Annotated in this window: 11 protein-coding genes; 5 read left to right on the top strand and 6 right to left on the bottom strand. The window is 31.4% G+C overall.

The genetic code is table 11. The annotated features are described in order from the left end of the window. Positions 1 to 74 precede the first annotated feature (74 nt). A complete protein-coding gene (locus tag ACFSSB_RS09920) occupies positions 75 to 650 on the top strand; it encodes a DUF3109 family protein (protein ID WP_379903709.1) in 576 nt (191 codons plus the stop codon). On the opposite strand, the gene ACFSSB_RS09915 is transcribed toward ACFSSB_RS09920, so the two are convergent. Together ACFSSB_RS09915 and ACFSSB_RS09910 are read right to left on the bottom strand one after the other, a co-directional pair. Continuing rightward, positions 647 to 2614, bottom strand: coding sequence for a tetratricopeptide repeat-containing sensor histidine kinase (locus tag ACFSSB_RS09915; RefSeq protein ID WP_379903707.1), 1968 nt, complete (start codon positions 2612 to 2614; stop codon positions 647 to 649). The genes ACFSSB_RS09920 and ACFSSB_RS09915 overlap by 4 nt on opposite strands. Before the next feature lie 3 nt (positions 2615 to 2617). Then, positions 2618 to 3358 (bottom strand): LytR/AlgR family response regulator transcription factor, encoded by a 741-nt coding sequence (locus ACFSSB_RS09910; RefSeq protein WP_379903705.1) that lies wholly within the window; start codon positions 3356 to 3358, stop codon positions 2618 to 2620. 743 nt (positions 3359 to 4101) lie between these two features. Here ACFSSB_RS09910 and ACFSSB_RS09905 point away from each other — a divergent pair. Both ACFSSB_RS09905 and ACFSSB_RS09900 read left to right on the top strand, forming a co-directional pair. Then, positions 4102 to 5376 carry a ribonucleotide-diphosphate reductase subunit beta gene (locus tag ACFSSB_RS09905; RefSeq protein ID WP_379903703.1) on the top strand — a complete coding sequence of 425 codons (1275 nt, stop codon included), beginning with the start codon at positions 4102 to 4104 and terminating at the stop codon, positions 5374 to 5376. 2 nt (positions 5377 to 5378) lie between these two features. Next, positions 5379 to 7172 carry a ribonucleoside-diphosphate reductase subunit alpha gene (locus tag ACFSSB_RS09900; protein ID WP_379903701.1) on the top strand — a complete coding sequence of 598 codons (1794 nt, stop codon included), beginning with the start codon at positions 5379 to 5381 and terminating at the stop codon, positions 7170 to 7172. Between the two features lie 227 nt (positions 7173 to 7399). On the opposite strand, the gene ACFSSB_RS09895 is transcribed toward ACFSSB_RS09900, so the two are convergent. Together ACFSSB_RS09895 and ACFSSB_RS09890 are read right to left on the bottom strand one after the other, a co-directional pair. Continuing rightward, positions 7400 to 9697, bottom strand: a complete 2298-nt coding sequence (locus ACFSSB_RS09895; RefSeq protein WP_379903699.1) for an inorganic phosphate transporter — start codon at positions 9695 to 9697, stop codon at positions 7400 to 7402. A 70-nt stretch (positions 9698 to 9767) separates the two neighbouring features. Continuing rightward, positions 9768 to 10952 (bottom strand): porin, encoded by a 1185-nt coding sequence (locus ACFSSB_RS09890; RefSeq protein ID WP_379903697.1) that lies wholly within the window; start codon positions 10950 to 10952, stop codon positions 9768 to 9770. Between the two features lie 388 nt (positions 10953 to 11340). On the opposite strand from ACFSSB_RS09890, the gene ACFSSB_RS09885 reads away from it, so the two are divergent. Then, positions 11341 to 11697 (top strand): toxin-antitoxin system YwqK family antitoxin, encoded by a 357-nt coding sequence (locus ACFSSB_RS09885; protein ID WP_379903695.1) that lies wholly within the window; start codon positions 11341 to 11343, stop codon positions 11695 to 11697. A 71-nt stretch (positions 11698 to 11768) separates the two neighbouring features. Here ACFSSB_RS09885 and ACFSSB_RS09880 read toward each other — a convergent pair whose 3' ends face one another. Further along, positions 11769 to 12950 (bottom strand): multidrug transporter, encoded by a 1182-nt coding sequence (locus ACFSSB_RS09880; RefSeq protein ID WP_379903694.1) that lies wholly within the window; start codon positions 12948 to 12950, stop codon positions 11769 to 11771. A 44-nt stretch (positions 12951 to 12994) separates the two neighbouring features. Then, on the bottom strand, positions 12995 to 15808 hold the full coding sequence (locus ACFSSB_RS09875) for a TonB-dependent receptor (RefSeq protein ID WP_379903691.1): 2814 nt from the start codon (positions 15806 to 15808) through the stop codon (positions 12995 to 12997). 180 nt (positions 15809 to 15988) lie between these two features. On the opposite strand from ACFSSB_RS09875, the gene ACFSSB_RS09870 reads away from it, so the two are divergent. Next, complete coding sequence (locus ACFSSB_RS09870) at positions 15989 to 17335, top strand: deoxyguanosinetriphosphate triphosphohydrolase (protein ID WP_379903689.1); 1347 nt, start codon at positions 15989 to 15991, stop codon at positions 17333 to 17335. The last annotated feature ends 18 nt before the right edge of the window (positions 17336 to 17353 follow it).

The following is a 17353-nucleotide window of genomic DNA, read 5'->3' as shown; positions in this document are numbered from 1 at the left end:
TACTGTAAATATAGGTAAATTTTAAGTCTTTAATTTGTTGGTTTTTTTACTTCAATATCTAGTATATTTGCAGCATGTTTCAACTAGGAAAAACAATTATATCAGAAGACATTATTGAAAAAGATTTTGTCTGTAATCTATCTGCATGTAAAGGTACGTGTTGTATAGATGGAGATGCTGGAGCTCCTTTAGATAAAGAGGAGGTTGGTATATTAGAGGCTATTTACCCAAAGGTAAAACCGTATTTAAGAGAAGAAGGAATTGCTGCTATTGAAGCACAAGGAACTTCTATTATTACCGATTTTGGAGATTATGAAACCCCTTTAATTGGTGGTGCAGATTGCGCATATGTGATTTTTGACAATAAAAAAACGGCACTTTGTGGTATTGAAGAAGCCTACAATCAAGGAGATATTGATTGGAAAAAACCGGTTTCTTGTCATTTATATCCTATTAGAATTAAAGAATATTCTGAGTTTTCTGCTGTAAATTATGAAAAATGGGAGATTTGTGATGATGCATGTACGCTAGGTGCAGAGCTACAGGTTCCTGTGTATAAGTTTGTAAAGCAAGCCTTGATTAGAAAATTTGGTGAAGATTGGTATGAAGCACTTGAAAAGGTTGCTGATAAAATGAAAAATAAGGGTTAAGCTGTTTTTAGTTTCATTTCTTCAGTAGGAATTTCTATTACTACTTTTGTTCCAGATGCTTGGTTATTTTCGTCGTATAAATCTATTATTTCTAGTTTATAGTCGTTGCTAAAGTTTTTAGAAAAGTTTTCTAATCTATCTTTAGTAATGGTAATACCAACCGATTTTCGTTTTAGTGTTTTTTGCTTGTTAATTTTATCAGAAGCAATTCTGCCAATACCATTATCTATAATACAAATAGAAATTGCGTTGTGTTTTGGTTTACTTACCAAAATATTAATTTCTTTATTTTGTGTTTTTGAAGACAAACCATGCCATAAAGCATTTTCTAAAAAAGGTTGTAAAATAAGAGATGGTACTTTAATAGCTGTAGTATTTACATTTTTATCAATAGTGACTTTGTATTTAATTTCGTTGTTAAACCTTATGTTTTCAATGTTTATATAAAGTGTCATGGTTTCTAACTCATCTGCTAAGGATATTTCTTTTTCTTTAGATGCTACTAAAATTTTTCGAATAAGTTTAGAAAACTTGTTTAGGTAGTAAACAGCATTTTCTTTTTCGTTGTTTATGATATAAAGTTTAATAGAGTTTAAGGTGTTAAATATAAAATGCGGATTCATTTGATTGCGCAGCATATCTTGCTCAAGTGTAATAATTTTCTTTTCGCTTTTAAGTTTGGTTTGCCTGTATAATATGTAGATAAATCCTAAAATTAAAAGCACACCAATAGCGCTTAATAAGAGTATTTTTCTGTTTTGTGCTAAGCGTAGTTTTACAATTTCATTTTCATTAGCTAAAGCTTTTATTTGACTGCTCTTTTTTTCGCTTTCATATTTAATAACCAAATCATTTACATATTGTAAGTTTCTCTCATTGGTTACGGTTTGGTCTAAAGCTACATGTGCTTTATAATATGTCATTGCTTTTTTGTAGTCTGATTTTAGTTCAAACAACTCCGAAAGATGTTTGTAGGCTTCAATTTTTGAGGAAACTAGATTAAAGTCGTTAGCAATTTTTAATCCTTTTTTTAAGTTTATTTCAGAGGATTGGTATTTTTTTTGTTTTAGTTGTAGCCATCCTAAATTAATGTAAACAGGAGCAATGTGGTATTGGTCATTTAGTTGTAAAGCACTTTGTAATGCTTTATTAAGTGTATTTTGTGCTGCTATAAGCTTTTCTTGTTTTATATAAATAACACCAATACTATTGTTACATATTACACGACCAATATTAGAGTTTATTTGGTTGTTGTATTTTAATGAGGTCCTGTAGTCTAAAATAGCTTCTTCTAGTAGGCCTTTGCTTTCTTTAACATAGCCAATATTTTGGTAGTTAATTGCTAGTCCTAATTTGTTGTCTAAGGTTTTTTCAATTTCTAAAGACTGCTTAAACTGTGTTAGCGCTAAATCATATTGTTTTAAAACCAGGTAAATGTTTCCCATGCTATTTCTAGAAACAGCGATGCTTTTTTGTAAATGTATAGAAGGAGTTGTTGCGGTTTCGGCAAGATCTAATGCTTGTTTATGAAAATCTAAAGCATAGCGTATTAGGTCTAATCTTCGGTTAACAACACCAAGCATGTTTAAACTTATTACTTGTAATTCTAAATTATTGGCTTGTATAGCTAGGTCTAGTGCTTGTTGGTGTAGCTCTAAAGCATAGTTGTATTTAGAAGTGTTTCTGTAAACAATACCAAGCATATTTAAAGCATAACTTTCTCCTTCAAAATAATTTGTTTCTTTACTTTTTGTAGCTAGATGACGCATCTTTAAGGTGTCATTACTAACAGCATTAAATTGCGTGTCTAGTGCTTGGTAGCTGTTTGGTTTGTTAATTGTAAAACTTTGTACTTGTACTTTAAAATTTAGGTTTTCTTTTTGCTGTGCGTAAGTGCTATTGGCTAACCACAAAATTGTAATTAGTTTAAAATATAGTGATGTTATATTTTTTAGCTTTTGCATGTATTAAAGTCGGTCTAAAAAATCTAATTTACGTTGTCTAGCAACAGGTATTTTATGGTTAGATTGCATGACTACATAGCCTTCTGTTTTAATAAACTCTTTTACTTTATTAAGACTAATTATATAAGAGTTGTGTATTCTAAAAAATAATTGGTCTGGTAAAATGGCGTTTACTTCTTTTAGTTTTTTGGTAACCAAAAGCTTTTGGTTGTCTTTTAAAAATAGTGTGCTGTAGTTACCATCAGATTCTATAAAAATAATATCCTCTACATTTAAAAAAATAAGCTTTCCGTCTGTGTTTATGGTGATTTTTTGTTTGCTATTTTCATTGTTAAACTTGTAAAATAACTCTTCAAGCTTGTCATAATTAATGTTTTTAATATGAAGGTTTTTCAACTTGTTTATCGTGCTACTTAAATCGTCAGAATCTATAGGTTTTAATAGGTAATCTATAGCTTCGTGTTTTATGGCTTTTATAGCATATTCATCATAAGCAGTGGTAATAATTACAGCAAAATCTTTATTGGTAAGTTTTTCTAAAAACTGAAAACCATCCATGGTAGGCATTTGTATATCTAAAAAAAGGCAGTCTGGTGTGTTTGTAGTTTTGTTTAAATAGGAGATAGCTTTTTCTGGACTAGTAAATGTTTGTACAATTTCTATGTCTTTTTTAAAATGCCCAAGCTCCCAAGTTAAACTTTGGATTGCCTTTTGCTCATCATCAACAATTACTGCTTTTATCATAATATCAAATATAATAATATAAAATGACGCTTTAACTTTATTATGTATAGCTGGTTACTATTTGTGTGTAATAAGCATGATTTTGTGTTTTTTTAGATAAGATGTATCATTTAATTACCAACTATACAAAATAACTTACCAACTATACATTTGTTTGTGAGTGTGTTGTAAAAAAACAAGATATTAGTACTGCTATTAATTGTAAAAAAGAATCAATATTAATGTATTGTTAGTAAACGTATATAATTTTAAAAACACCTAAATTATATAAACATATAGATTGATTTTTTATTATTTCAGTTAGTTATTTTAGGAGGAAAAACGAGTGTGAAAACACTCGTTTTTTTTTGCTGTTTCATTTTGTATAAGTCCTTATTACTCTGTATTTATCATAATTTGATAATTTTAAGGCTATGAAATTCAATAGGTTGTAATAAAGGTGTTAAAACCTTTGAAAATCAAGGCAAATACTCATTTGTTAAAAACTTGTTGACAACGTTTATAAAACCTTCTTTCTTTTTTAAAGACAAATGCTAATCTTTGTTCAAGGCAAAAAATAGAATTTATTTTCTAAAATTTTATCAAAAATGGAGAGAACGAAGATCTATTTTTTTTTGAAAAATACGCCCTTTTTTAATTCCTTAAACAGGAAAATATAACACGTTTTTTATAGATTATTATTAAGTTTTTGATTGATTTTTCATTCATATAAACCAAACTGCTAGCTAATTAATTAAAGTATTATGGAGATTACCCAAATTATTAAAAGAGATTACGAAACAAGTCCCTTTGTTTTAAATAAAATTTCGAATGCAATTGAAAAAGCCATGCTTTCTGTTGGTAATGGTACCAAAGAAGATGCAAATACTATCTCTGTTAATGTGCTAAAAGCGTTATTAGACAGAAAACAAGTCGATTATAAATATGTTCCTACTGTTGAGCAAGTACAAGATCTTGTAGAAGAAAAACTAATGGAAAGCGCATTTCATGATGTAGCTAAAGCATATATTTTATACAGAGACGAACAGGCTAGAAGTAGAAAGACAAATATTTTTGAAAAACGTATCAATCTGAAACCTTATGAGTATCCTGCACTTAATGATTATGTAGATGCTATTAGACATTCCTACTGGATTCACTCTGAATTTAATTTTACTAGTGATATTCAAGATTTTAAAACAAGACTGAATATTGTAGAGCAAAATGCTATTAAAAATACCATGCTTGCTATTTCACAAATAGAAGTTGCTGTAAAAAACTTTTGGGGAGAAATCTATAATAAAATGCCTAAGCCAGAAATTGGTTCTGTGGGTGCAACTTTTGCAGAAAGTGAAGTACGTCATCAAGATGCCTACTCGCATTTATTAGAAATTTTAGGGCTTAATAACGAGTTTAAAAATATTAAGAAAAAGCCAGTAATTATGCGTCGTGTGCATTATTTAGAAATGGCTTTAAAAAATGCTAAAAGTGAAGACAATAAAGAGTATGCAGAATCTGTATTACTATTCTCTTTATTTATTGAGCACGTGTCTTTATTCTCTCAGTTTTTAATCATTATGGCTTTTAATAAGCATAAAAACATGCTTAAAGGAGTTTCTAATGTTGTAGAAGCTACCTCTAAAGAAGAGCAAATTCATGGTGATTTTGGTATTGATCTTATTAAAATTATAAAAGAAGAAAACCCTACTTGGTTTGATGAAGCACACGCAACCAAAGTACAGAATTTATGTAAGGAAGCTTTTGATTCAGAAAGTCAGATTATAGACTGGATTTTTGAAGCAGGAGAATTAGATTTCTTACCAAAAGATGTAATTAATGAGTTTATTAAAAACCGTTTCAACAACTCTTTAGAGAGTATTGGAATTGAAAAAGTTTTTGAAATAAACGAAGAACTAGTAGCACAAACCGAATGGTTTGATGATGAGATTATAGGAACTAAACATGGAGATTTCTTCGTGAAAAGATCTATTAACTATAGTAAAAGAACAAAAAGTATAACCAGCGACGACCTATTTTAAAAATGAGCAACCACACAAATCAAGACACAAAGGCAAATGTAAGCCCAGAAGCAAAAGCTTCTAACTACGACGAATTAATAAACGCTAGAAAAGAAGCAAGAAAAGAAGCTACTGCACAACCAGAAATTAAATGGTTAACAGAAAATAGTCGCAAGTTTTTATCTTCAGGTTATTTAACAGAAGGTACTACTCCAGAAGAAAGAATTAGAGAAATTGCAGAACGTGCAGAATCTATTTTAAAAATAGATGGTTTTGCAGATAAGTTTTATGGGTACATGGCAGAAGGTTATTACTCTTTAGCTTCACCAGTTTGGTCAAACTTTGGTAAACGAAGAGGCTTACCTATTAGTTGTTTCGGTTCGCATATTTCTGATGATATGGGAGATATTCTTTATACACAATCAGAGGTAGGAATGATGTCTAAATTAGGAGGTGGTACTTCTGGTTACTTTGGTAAATTACGTCATCGTGGAGCTCCTGTTAAAAATAACGGAGAGTCTTCTGGTGCTGTACATATCATGCAACTTTTTGAAAAAATGGTAGATGTAGTAAGCCAAGGTTCTGTAAGAAGAGGTCGTTTTTCGCCATATTTACCAATAGATCATCCAGATATTAATGAGTTTTTAGAAATTGGTACAGAAGGAAACCCTATTCAAGAATTAACACATGGTGTAACCGTTGGTAATGATTGGATGCAAGAAATGATTGATGGTGATACCGATAAAAGAGCCATTTGGGCAAAAGTATTACAACGTAGAGGAGAAATAGGATATCCTTATATCTTCTTTAAAGATAATGCTAACAATGCTGCGCCAGAAGTATATAAAGAAAACAATCATGAAATCTATGCAAGTAACTTGTGTTCAGAAATCATGTTACCAACTAATGATAGATGGTCTTTTGTATGTGTACTTTCTTCTATTAACTTATTGCATTATGACAAATGGAAAGATACAGATGCAGTAGAAACTATGGTGTACTTTTTAGATGCTGTATTAGAAGAGTTTATTACCAAATTAGAAGACTATAGAGACTCTACCAATAGAGATGACCAACAAACATTTATGTTTATGGAAAAAGCCTATAACTTTGCAAAAGAAAATAGAGCTTTAGGTATGGGAGCCTTAGGATGGCACTCTTTATTACAGTCTAAAATGTTATCTTTTGATAGTCAAGAAGCTTTTAATTTAAATAGTGAAATATTTAAAACTATAGGTGAAAAATCTAAAAAAGCATCTGAAGAATTAGCAAAATTATTTGGTGAGCCAGAAGTATTAAAAGGTTACGGAAGACGTAATACAACCTTAAATGCAGTAGCACCAACAACTTCTTCAGCATTTATTTTAGGACAAGTTTCTCAAGGTATTGAGCCAATCTGGTCTAACAGTTATGTAAAAGATATTGCTAAAATTAAAACCACTATTAAAAACCCATTTTTAGTAGAGCTTTTAAAAGAAAAAGGAATGAATACAGTAGATGTTTGGAAAAGCATACGTGATTATGATGGTTCTGTACAACATTTAGAAGGACTTACAGATCATGAAAAAGAAGTATTTAAAACCTATTCTGAAATAGATCAATTAACCCTTATCTATCAGGCTGCAAACAGACAAAACCACATTGATCAAGGACAGTCTTTAAATATCATGGTACATCCAGATATGCCTGTAAAAGATATTAATAAAATATATGTTACTGCTTGGCAGCTAGGAGTAAAATCTTTGTATTACCAACACAGTATGAATGCTGCTCAAAAATTTAAGCAGAAGAAAGAGTGTACTAGTTGCGAAGGGTAATTAGTAAATTTAATTAGTGTTAAGTGAAAACCATCTCCTTGTGAGATGGTTTTTTGTTTACAGTCATTGTTAAAGGGTTTTGTGTTAGTTGGTAATAAATACCTTTACTTTTCTGTAGTTATTGTGCTATAGTTGTTATTTAGCCTAAGAAGTGTAGTTTGTAGGCATAAAAAAAACCATCTCAACAGAGATGGTTTTTTATTGTTTATAAAGTAAAGATTAAAAATCTATTCTTCGTCTGTAATTACAGCAGGTTTAATACTGCTATCATGCGCACCATGGTATTCTTCTAATAAATTCATAGTAGCATTTAATAAGTCTTTAGTTTCTAATAATAACCCAAAGTATAATGTGGTGTTTTTAGGACTAGACTCTTCGGTACGTGTACGTGAAACTTGTGCTTGTATTTTTTGTTTTACCAAGTTGTACACTTCTGTTTTTTCGCTTAAAATAGCTCCGATTTTTTCAAAAGAACCAGAATCAAAAGCATCTTTAATATCGTTGAATAAAACTTCAACTTTATCATCTACTTGCTTTAATTCTTTAATTTGATTAAATTTTAACTTCTTATGGTTGTTGTTAATGTGCTTATGACTCACTTTAGAAATATATTCTAAAGATTGTGTCATGTCTTGTAAGTATCCTAAAATGTTTATATAAAAGTTACTTGCACCAACACTAGATTCGTCTAAATTCTTAATAAAATAGAAGATATGATCACGTAATTCATCAATTTCTTCCGATAGCTTGATAACTTGTTTTTTATTCTTTTTAAGTAATGCTAAGTCTTGTTTAGCAAGTCCTTTAACAGCATTAGTATAAATTCGGTTTCCACGTTTTACTACACTTGCAATATTGCTTGCGCTTTCGTGTATTACACCTTGTACAGAACTGCTTTCTGCTTTGGTTAAGCTATCTTCAGCTTTTTCTTCTTTACTCTTTTTGCTATGTGCTATATAGTTTCTTAATAATAAACCAAAGGCAGCTACAAGAAGTAATGGAAACATTACTTGTAAGTTTAGGTTTAATAAATAAGCGACTAAAGCAGCAGCTAAAAATGCGCTAAAAGCAGTAAAGAACCAACCACCAATTACATTAATAACACCAGCAACTCTGTATACTGCACTTTCTGCTCCCCAAGCTCTATCTGCTAAAGAAGTACCCATGGCTACCATAAAAGTAACATAGGTTGTAGAAAGCGGAAGTTTGTATGAAGTTGCTAAAGAAATTAATACAGCAGCAACCATTAGGTTAACAGCAGCACGAACCATATCAAAAGCAGGTAACTCATGTACTTTGTCTTTAGATATTTTTATTACAGGAACTTCAAATTGCTTTTCAATTTTTGCTTGCCAAGTATCTGGTAAGATATAAGAAGACATTTGAGACATTCCTATGGCAACTCGTACAAATCCACGAGATAAAAAGTTAGGTTGAAAACGTTCTTTGGTAGCACTTTGACTAGATAAATCTAAAGAGGTTTTTACAACGTTCTTTGCTTTTGTTGAAAACCATAAGGTTAATACCATAATCATTCCTGCTATAAATAATAACAAGTTGTTTGTTGGTACTTTTTCTGCCAATACATCCATCGGGAAGTTGTTTGCAGCTAAACCTGAAGCAGTCCATTCTGTAAATGCATTATAAGCAGCAATTGGTACACCAATAAAGTTTACTAAATCATTTCCTGCAAAAGCAAGTGCTAAAGCAAAAGTACCTACTATAATAATAAGTTTGTAGATGTTAGCTTTAAGAAATGAAATTGCGATATACGATAATAAAGACCAAAAAATAGAACTTATTATAATGATATAGAATACTTGATGCTCTAAAAAGTCTTTCATGGTTTCTCCTCCTAAAAGATCAAAAGGTTGACTAGCGTATGAAGTACCTTTTAAACCTTTCATAAAAATAAAATAGGTAATTGCAGTAAGTGCAAAACCACCAAATAAGGCACCAACCCAATTGGCTTTCTTTTCAAAATTATACGAAAGTAATAATCTGGTAACCCATTGTACTAAGGCACCAATGGAGAAGGCGACGACTACAGAGAGTATGATACCAAATATAATTTGTGATGCTTTAGAAGTGTTGATATAGTTAACAACATCTATAAAGGTTCCGCCATCATGACCAATTTTAATTAATGCCATGGCAACTGCAGCTCCAAGTAATTCAAATACAATAGATACTGTTGTAGAGGTTGGCATACCAATAGTATTAAAGAAATCTAGTAGCAGAATATCTGTTATCATTACTGCCATGAAAATGATCATGATTTCATTAAACATAAATTCTCCAGGATTAAAAATTCCTTTTCGTGCAACTTCCATCATTCCGCTAGAAAAAACAGCTCCAACAGCTACACCAATACTGGCAACTATCATGATAGTTTTAAAGGAAATAGCTTTAGATCCAATGGCAGAATTTAAAAAATTTACTGCATCATTACTTACTCCAACAACTAAATCAGCGATAGCTAAAATAGCAAGAGCAATTATCATATATAAGTATATATTATCCATAATTTAATTTAAAAATGTTTGCAAATATCTTTAGTGTTCTTGATTATTATGTTACGTAATTGTTATGTTTTTAAAAATGAATATCAAATTGTAATCTATACATAAGTTCATTGTTACCATGGGTTACTTCTAAGTGGCTAATGTCTGTTTGTACTTTTAATTTATGCCCTACAATGTATTTAGAAACACCTATGGTATATTGACTTTGGTTGGCATTTTCGGTTAAAGCATCCCAATCTATATTGGTGTATCGTCCTGAAACTTCCCAATCTTTTTTAAATAGGTATCCTGCTTGTAGGTTAATAGCGCTACCAATTTGAACAGCATCTGTATTGCCATCTTCATTTATATATAATACTTCATCTGCATTTCTATCTGCATATTCTGCCATAAAAGAAATGCCTTTGTATTTAAACATAGCATCTATAAATAAAGTAGAAATGTTGGTTTCGTGAAACTCGCCAGCTTCATTTATCATATAATCTCCTTGATTGCTTTTTGTTTTTACGGCATTGTTATTAAAGTCGTAACTAACAGCTAAAGCTAATTTTGGATTTGGTTCGCGTTTTAAATCGCTTCCTTTGTAGTCTCCATTGCTTGAAAAATTTCCAAAAGGTAAAAACTCTATACGACCAGTGTATTGATGACCTCCTAGATTACCAGAGGTAACATTTCTTCCTTCTCCTTGCGAAATAGCAAATACTTCTTTTACAATAAAGGTGTCTGTAAGGTTAAAGTAATGTCTTAATTGAATACCTACATCACGATCTATATTAAAAGCGCTGTTAAGTAAAGAACGATCTACTTGTTGCATATTGGCAGAAGAAATAATACGCTCTCTGTTACCTGGTAGTTTGGTTTGACCAAACCAAAGCTCGAAGTTTTCATGAAAGTTCCACATAACAACAGCATCTAAAATGTATCGTGGTGCATTGCTAGTGTAGGCTGAAGCTCCAGAAATATCTCTATTAGATAAACCTAGTTCTATTTTGTATTTTAATTTAGGGGTTAAAGCAAAACCGTTAAACTTTAATCTTGCTCGACGTACTAAGAAGTTAGATTCATTAGCCTCACCATCTTCCCAATTGGAAATTGCAAGAAATTGCATTCTGGCTCCAATTTTCATGGTGTAACTACTATCCTTTCCTACAAGATTAAATAATCCTTTTCCAAATTTTGGAGTTTCATTTTCTTGTGCACGTAATGAGTTAATTGCAAATAGAAAAATTGCAATTAATAAATACTTGATTTTCATTAAGTTACTTATTAGTTTTTGTCACTGCAAAGAACTAACATTAATGTTAACTTAACGTTTCTAAATCATTAAGTTTAACAAACAAAAAAAGGCTGCTTTGGCCTTAAGCAGCCATTAGAAATCATGATAATATAGTCGACAAAAACTAATAGATTATATGAAATACTAAATTTTGTACTTTAAAATACAAGCAAATATCTATTTCAAAGATGATTTTAACGTAATCTAAATATTAAGTAATTATTAATAAATTTCACTTTTTTAAAACCTTTAATTTGTTGAAAAACAAACAAATAGCTTCTCAATGTTAATTTAATGTTACGTAAATGTTGCTTTAATATTAATTTATGTGTATATTTGAAGTATTAATAATTAAAAACCCATAATAATGAAGAAGCAATTTATTTTGTTTTTAGCTTTAATGATTTCAGTGGTTTCTTTTGCACAAGAGAGAACATTAAAACTTAATGAAAAAACTAACTTAATTGAAGTAACGTACTATCATGACAATGGAGTAGTGAGTCAAACAGGATTCTATACAGCAGATGGTAAACTTCAAGGCGAGTGGTTGAGTTTTGATATCAAAGGCGACAAAACAGTTTCGGCAAATTATGATAATGGGAAGAAAGTCGGCAAATGGTTTTATTGGAATGATAAAACTTTAAAAGAAGTAGATTATACAAACAATGCAATTGCAAATGTAAGTGAGTGGACAAACAAAACGTCTATTGCCTCACGTCAATAATAGCATTTTAGAAAACAAAAAAAAGCATCCTAAACAGGATGCTTTTTTAATTTGGGGCTATTTTTATTGTATTATTCTACTGTCCAAGATGCTCCCCAAGTAGCATAATCTGTTCCTGTTCCGTTACCATTACCAGAAATAAATTCTGCTTCTGTAAAAGTTTCTGCAGTATCGTTTTTCATGTTTAAAGTTACATCTGTAAAAGTTACATCAGTAACACTTAAATCTCCACTTAAAACACCAGCTCCTGTTGGGTTGTCTCCAGCATCTCCATCTAAATCAAAACCTTCTTCAAAACCTTCAATAGAAACGTTATTGAAAATTCCTTGCGTTCCAGCTCTTAAACGTATTGCTTCATTACCAGTTGTAGATCCTAAACCTATAATGGTTAAGTTAGTTACTGTTGGTTTAGAAAAATAACCTGCAGCATTACTAAAGTCTGTGTTAAAACCATCTGCTTCAATTGCTTTATCGTGGTCTGCACCATGCTTTACGTATGCATTTGTTATAGTTCCTGTGTATCCTTCTGTCCAGTCAATAGAATCATCTTGTGCGTTAACAACAGAAATGAAACTAGCGTTTACTGTACCTCCAAAAAACTCGATACCATCATCTTTACCTTCAAAAGCTTGAATGTATTCTACAGTTGTTCCGTTACCAACACCATAGAAAGAGAATCCGTTGTTTTCTGATTGCCCATCTGCAGCACCACCAGAATATTCTACACGTACATAACGTAAAGATCCAGAGTTATCTGCAGCATCTGTACCACCAAATGGTAAGCTTGCAATTTCTGAGGTAGAAGTAGAAGTACCAGTTACAGAGTTAATAGGTGCTTTTCCTAAAAGAATTAATCCTCCCCAATCTCCAGCACTTGGTGCAGCAGCATCAGAAGTTAATACAATTGGGTTGCTAGCAGTTCCGTTAGCAATAATTTGAGCGCCTTGAGAAATAGCAATATAAACATTTGCTCCAGCAGCTAAAGCTTCTAATGTCATACCTGCAGGAATGGTTAATGTAGTTCCTTCTGCCATAATTAAAGATCCGTTTACTTTGTAACAGTTGTTAGCGTCTAAAGTTAAATCTTCTACATAAGTTCCAGAAAGGTAAATACAATCATCATTGGTGTCACCACCTCCAGAATTGTTGTTTACTGTGCTGTTGTCATTAATAACGATATCTGAAGTATCATCTGTAGTACAAGAGAAAAGCATTGTTATGATTGCTAGTCCTAAAATTAAATTATTTTTCATTGTTTTAAGTTTAATTAAATTCGTTTTTGATTTTATAGTTGTGATTAAAATTTATATTTAAGTTGTAGGCTAAGGTCTATTCCTCTTTGGTAATCTGTAACTCCTTTACCATTGGCAGAGTTCACAGAAATGTTTCCTAAAGTGGTTTCTCTGTAGTAATCTATATTCGCATTTAAAATATTTTTTACTCCTACATTTATTTCTAGGTTTTCTTTTACTTTATTTTTCCAGATAAAATCTAATGTTGGCACTCCTTTTTCAATTACATTACCTAATTGTCCAGATCCTAAAGCATCAATTCTATTTGAGAAATAAGAGAATACTAAGTTTGCTGTTGGCTTGTAGTTACCAAAGGTTGGTGAGTAGTTAATGTCTGCATTAAGAATTAAAGGAGAAGCACCTTGTAAAGCTTCTTCGCTTTCTGTAAAACTTACATCGTAAAATTCACCATCAATATTGCTGTATAAATCTTGTGTAGTATGCATGTAAGTAGCGTTTATACCTGCAGATAGTTTTGCGTTATCATCACTATCTGTAATAAGGTTTTTTCTCACTTCTAGCTCTATACCATATACATTTGCTTTGTCTCCTGTTCTAAAGTAACGTTGTGTTCCTGTAGCATCTGCACCAACCACTAAGTTTACAGGATCTTTAATTTCTTTGGTGAAAGCTGCAACAGATAGTATTTCGCTTTTACTAAAGAACCATTCGTATTTTAAATCGATGTTTAAAATTTTTGAATATCCTTGCTCTAACAAGTCTGGATTACCACCAATTCTTGTAGAAATGTCTTCGTAAACAAAAGGAGCAACTTCTTTAAATTCTGGAATAGAAACGGTTTGACTTGCAGAAAAACGAAGGTTAGATTCTTCATTTAAGGCATATTTTACATTTAAAGTTGGTAATACAAATGTTTGTTTAGAAGTGATTTCGCTGTCTCCTAAGTTCCCTAAGTTAATTACGTTAAACGCTATTTTTTGTTCAAAAGACTCTAAACGTACACCAGGAACAAATAACCATTTGTCACCAGATTTAATTTCGGCATCTGCATAACCTGCGTAAACATTAAGGGTTCCTTTATATGTGTTTTCGTATAATCCTGGTCTGTTTACATTAGATAGGGTTGGAGTAGGATTGATTACTTGAATCTCGTAAATACCATCATCACCATCGTTAAGGTTTAAATTATCTAGTGTAAATACACTGTCAAAATTATTTACATCTGTTATAGCGTAATCAGAATCTAAAATATCATAACCATAACGTATATTGTTAAAAGATCTTTCTTTGCTTCTTCCGTTGTAACCAACATTAATTTTAAGGTTGTCATTAGCGTTGTAGGCTAAATTGATTCTTCCGTTGTATTCATCATCTTCAATATTTTGAAAGTAACGTTGGTTATCAAAAACCACATTGCTGTAAAAAGAAGGGTTGGTATTAATGTCGTTATCTAAAGCCAAGTGGTAGTTTTCTACACTTATACGTTTTCTGTCTGGTTGTTTAGAAAACACATAGTTATACCCAAATCCCCAATCTATATCAAATTTTCCAGAAGTATGTTCTCCTAATAATTGGTTTACATACATTTGTGTTTGGTCAAACTGCACATTCATTTGGTAAAAACCTTCGTCTGTGTTTAAAATAGCGTCACGACTTCTACCTTTTCCGTCAATACCAAAATAACCAACCTTATCTGAAGAGTTGTTAATGAATAAAGAATTGAATTTAATTTTATTATCGCTATCTATTTTATAGTTAACGGCAGCCATTGCTGTAGTAGTTGTACCATATTCATATTCTTCGGCATTATCTATAAAAGCTTTCTTTTCTGTTAAAGTGTAATCTACAGCAGAACCTTTTCTGTATTCGTAAGCATTTTCAAAAGATGCAGTAGCAAAAAGGCTTAAACGCGAACCATTGTCAAAATCAAAAGACTTTCCTGCAGAAGCACCATAACCAATATTCATTGGTGTACCAGCATTTTCAGGATCTATACCATGCGATAAAACAACAGCAAAAGGGTTGTGGTCGTATCTTCCGTAGTATCCAAAATAACCAGTACCTTCGCTTCTTACAAAGTTTTTGTCTATAGCATTGGTATTAAAACCAGTGCTTACAAAAGCATCAAAAAATCCATTTCCTTTATAGTCTTTAGAGCTAATATCTACATTACCAGCAGAAAAATCTCCGTAGTATTTTGAAGAATAAGCTTTACTGATAGAAACGTTTTCAATTACATCGGATGAAAACAGGTTTAAGTCAATATTCTTTTTGTTAACATCATTAGAAGGAAGCGATAAGCCGTTCATAGTTGTGTTTAAGTATCTGTCTCCTAAACCACGAACGTAAACATTACTAGAACCTTCTTGTTTTGAAACTCCAGAAATTTTAGCAACAGCTCCTGCTGCATCGCTAACTCCTTTTCTAGAAAGTTCTTCGGCACCAATACTTTGTTTAATTTCTACTGCTTTTTTCTGCTCTAGTAATAAAGCAGTTTCGCTTTCTCTTTTTGTAGTAGTGGTAATTACTACTTCGTCTAAAGAAGCAGCACTTGCTCCCATAGTTACATCTACTTCGGTAACTTTATTGGCTAAAATTTCAACAAGTATTTCTTGTGTTTCGTACCCAACAAAACTATATACTATAGTGTAGCTTCCAGGAGCTAAATCGTTTAAAGCGTAAAGTCCATCCATATCAGAAGTAGTTCCAGAAGATGTACCTTTAATAATTACGTTTGCAAACGGAAGTGGTTCGTTGTTATACTCCTTATCTAGTAGTTTACCTACTAATGAACCTGAAGATTGTGCAAAGCTTACTAAAGAAGTAAGTAGTGTTATTGCTAATAAAAAATTTCTCATTACTTGTTTTAATTTCTCGTGGCAAAGAAACCCCAACTATGTAAAGTTGCTGTTAAGCGCAGGTTAAACAAGCGTAATAAAACGGTTAGCTTAATGTTATGAGATTTGCTTATTATTTTTATTTGGAAATAATTTCTTAACATTCAAAAATACTATCTTGCAAATTATTAAATACATAAGATGAACTGGGAAAAACTACTCTCTTTAAAACGCTTTGGCGATACCAATAAAAGGTTAAGAAAAGAACAAGACGAAACACGTTTAGGATTTGAAGTGGATTATGATCGTGTAATATTTTCAGCAGAATTTAGAAGTCTTCAAGATAAAACGCAGGTAATACCACTATCTCAAACCGATTTTGTGCATACACGTTTAACCCATAGTTTAGAGGTTAGTGTAGTAGCAAGGTCTTTAGGAAGAAAAGTAGGGCTGAGGTTATTAGAAAAATATCCGCACCTTCAAAGTATTCATGGCTACCAAGCCAATGATTTTGGTGCTATTGTGGCTTCTGCTGCACTAGCTCATGATATTGGTAATCCTCCTTTTGGGCATTCGGGTGAAAAGGCTATTGGTGAATTCTTTAAAACAGGAGAAGGAAAAAAGTATAAAGACCAACTTTCTGCAAAAGAATATCAAGATCTGTGTGATTTTGAAGGAAATGCAAATGGTTTTAAAATAGTAACAGAAAATAGAGAAGGACGTCAAGGAGGTTTGCGTTTAAGTTATGCAACCCTTGGTGCTTTTATGAAATACCCAAAAGAGTCATTACCTAAAAAACCAAGCAAACATATTGCAGATAAAAAGTATGGTTTTTTTCAAAGTGAAAAAGAAGCGTTTTTAGATGTTGCAAATGAATTAGGCTTAATAAGTAGAAGTGATACAGATGTTAGTTTTTCACGTCATCCTTTAGCTTTTCTTGTAGAAGCAGCAGATGATATTTGTTATACTATTATAGATTTTGAAGACGGAATAAATCTAGGGTTAATTCAAGAAGAATATGCTTTAGAGTATTTAATTAATCTGGTTAAAGAAACCATAAATACTAAAAAATACAACCAATTAAGTAATACACAAGATCGTGTAAGTTATTTAAGAGCATTGGCAATTAATACACTTATTAATGAAGCTGTTGATATTTTTATAGCGAATGAAGAAGCTATTTTAAAAGACGAGTTTCAAATGGCTTTACTAGATAAAAGTAAATACGAAGCACAAATAAATGATATCATTAAAATTAGTGTAGATAATGTATATCAATCTACAGAAGTTATAGATAAAGAAATTTCGGGGTATCAAGTGTTAAATACTTTACTTAAAGTGTATACCGATGCTGTAAATAATAGCTATGACCAAAACCCAACTAATTATGATAAGCTTATTGTTAAAAGCTTACCAGAAAGTGTTATTGTAAATGAAGACAGTTTATACTTAAGATTATTGCGCTTATGTAACTACGTTTCTTTGCTGTCTGATAGCAAAGCAATCATGGTTTATAAAAAAATTAACGGTCTTAGCTTTAACATTTAAGATTTTTTTTTATAAGAG

The organism is Lacinutrix gracilariae (assembly GCF_042684485.1).
Lineage (GTDB): Bacteria > Bacteroidota > Bacteroidia > Flavobacteriales > Flavobacteriaceae > Oceanihabitans > Oceanihabitans gracilariae.
Note: the sequence above shows the minus strand (reverse complement) of the source record. Positions and strands in the feature narration are given on the sequence as shown.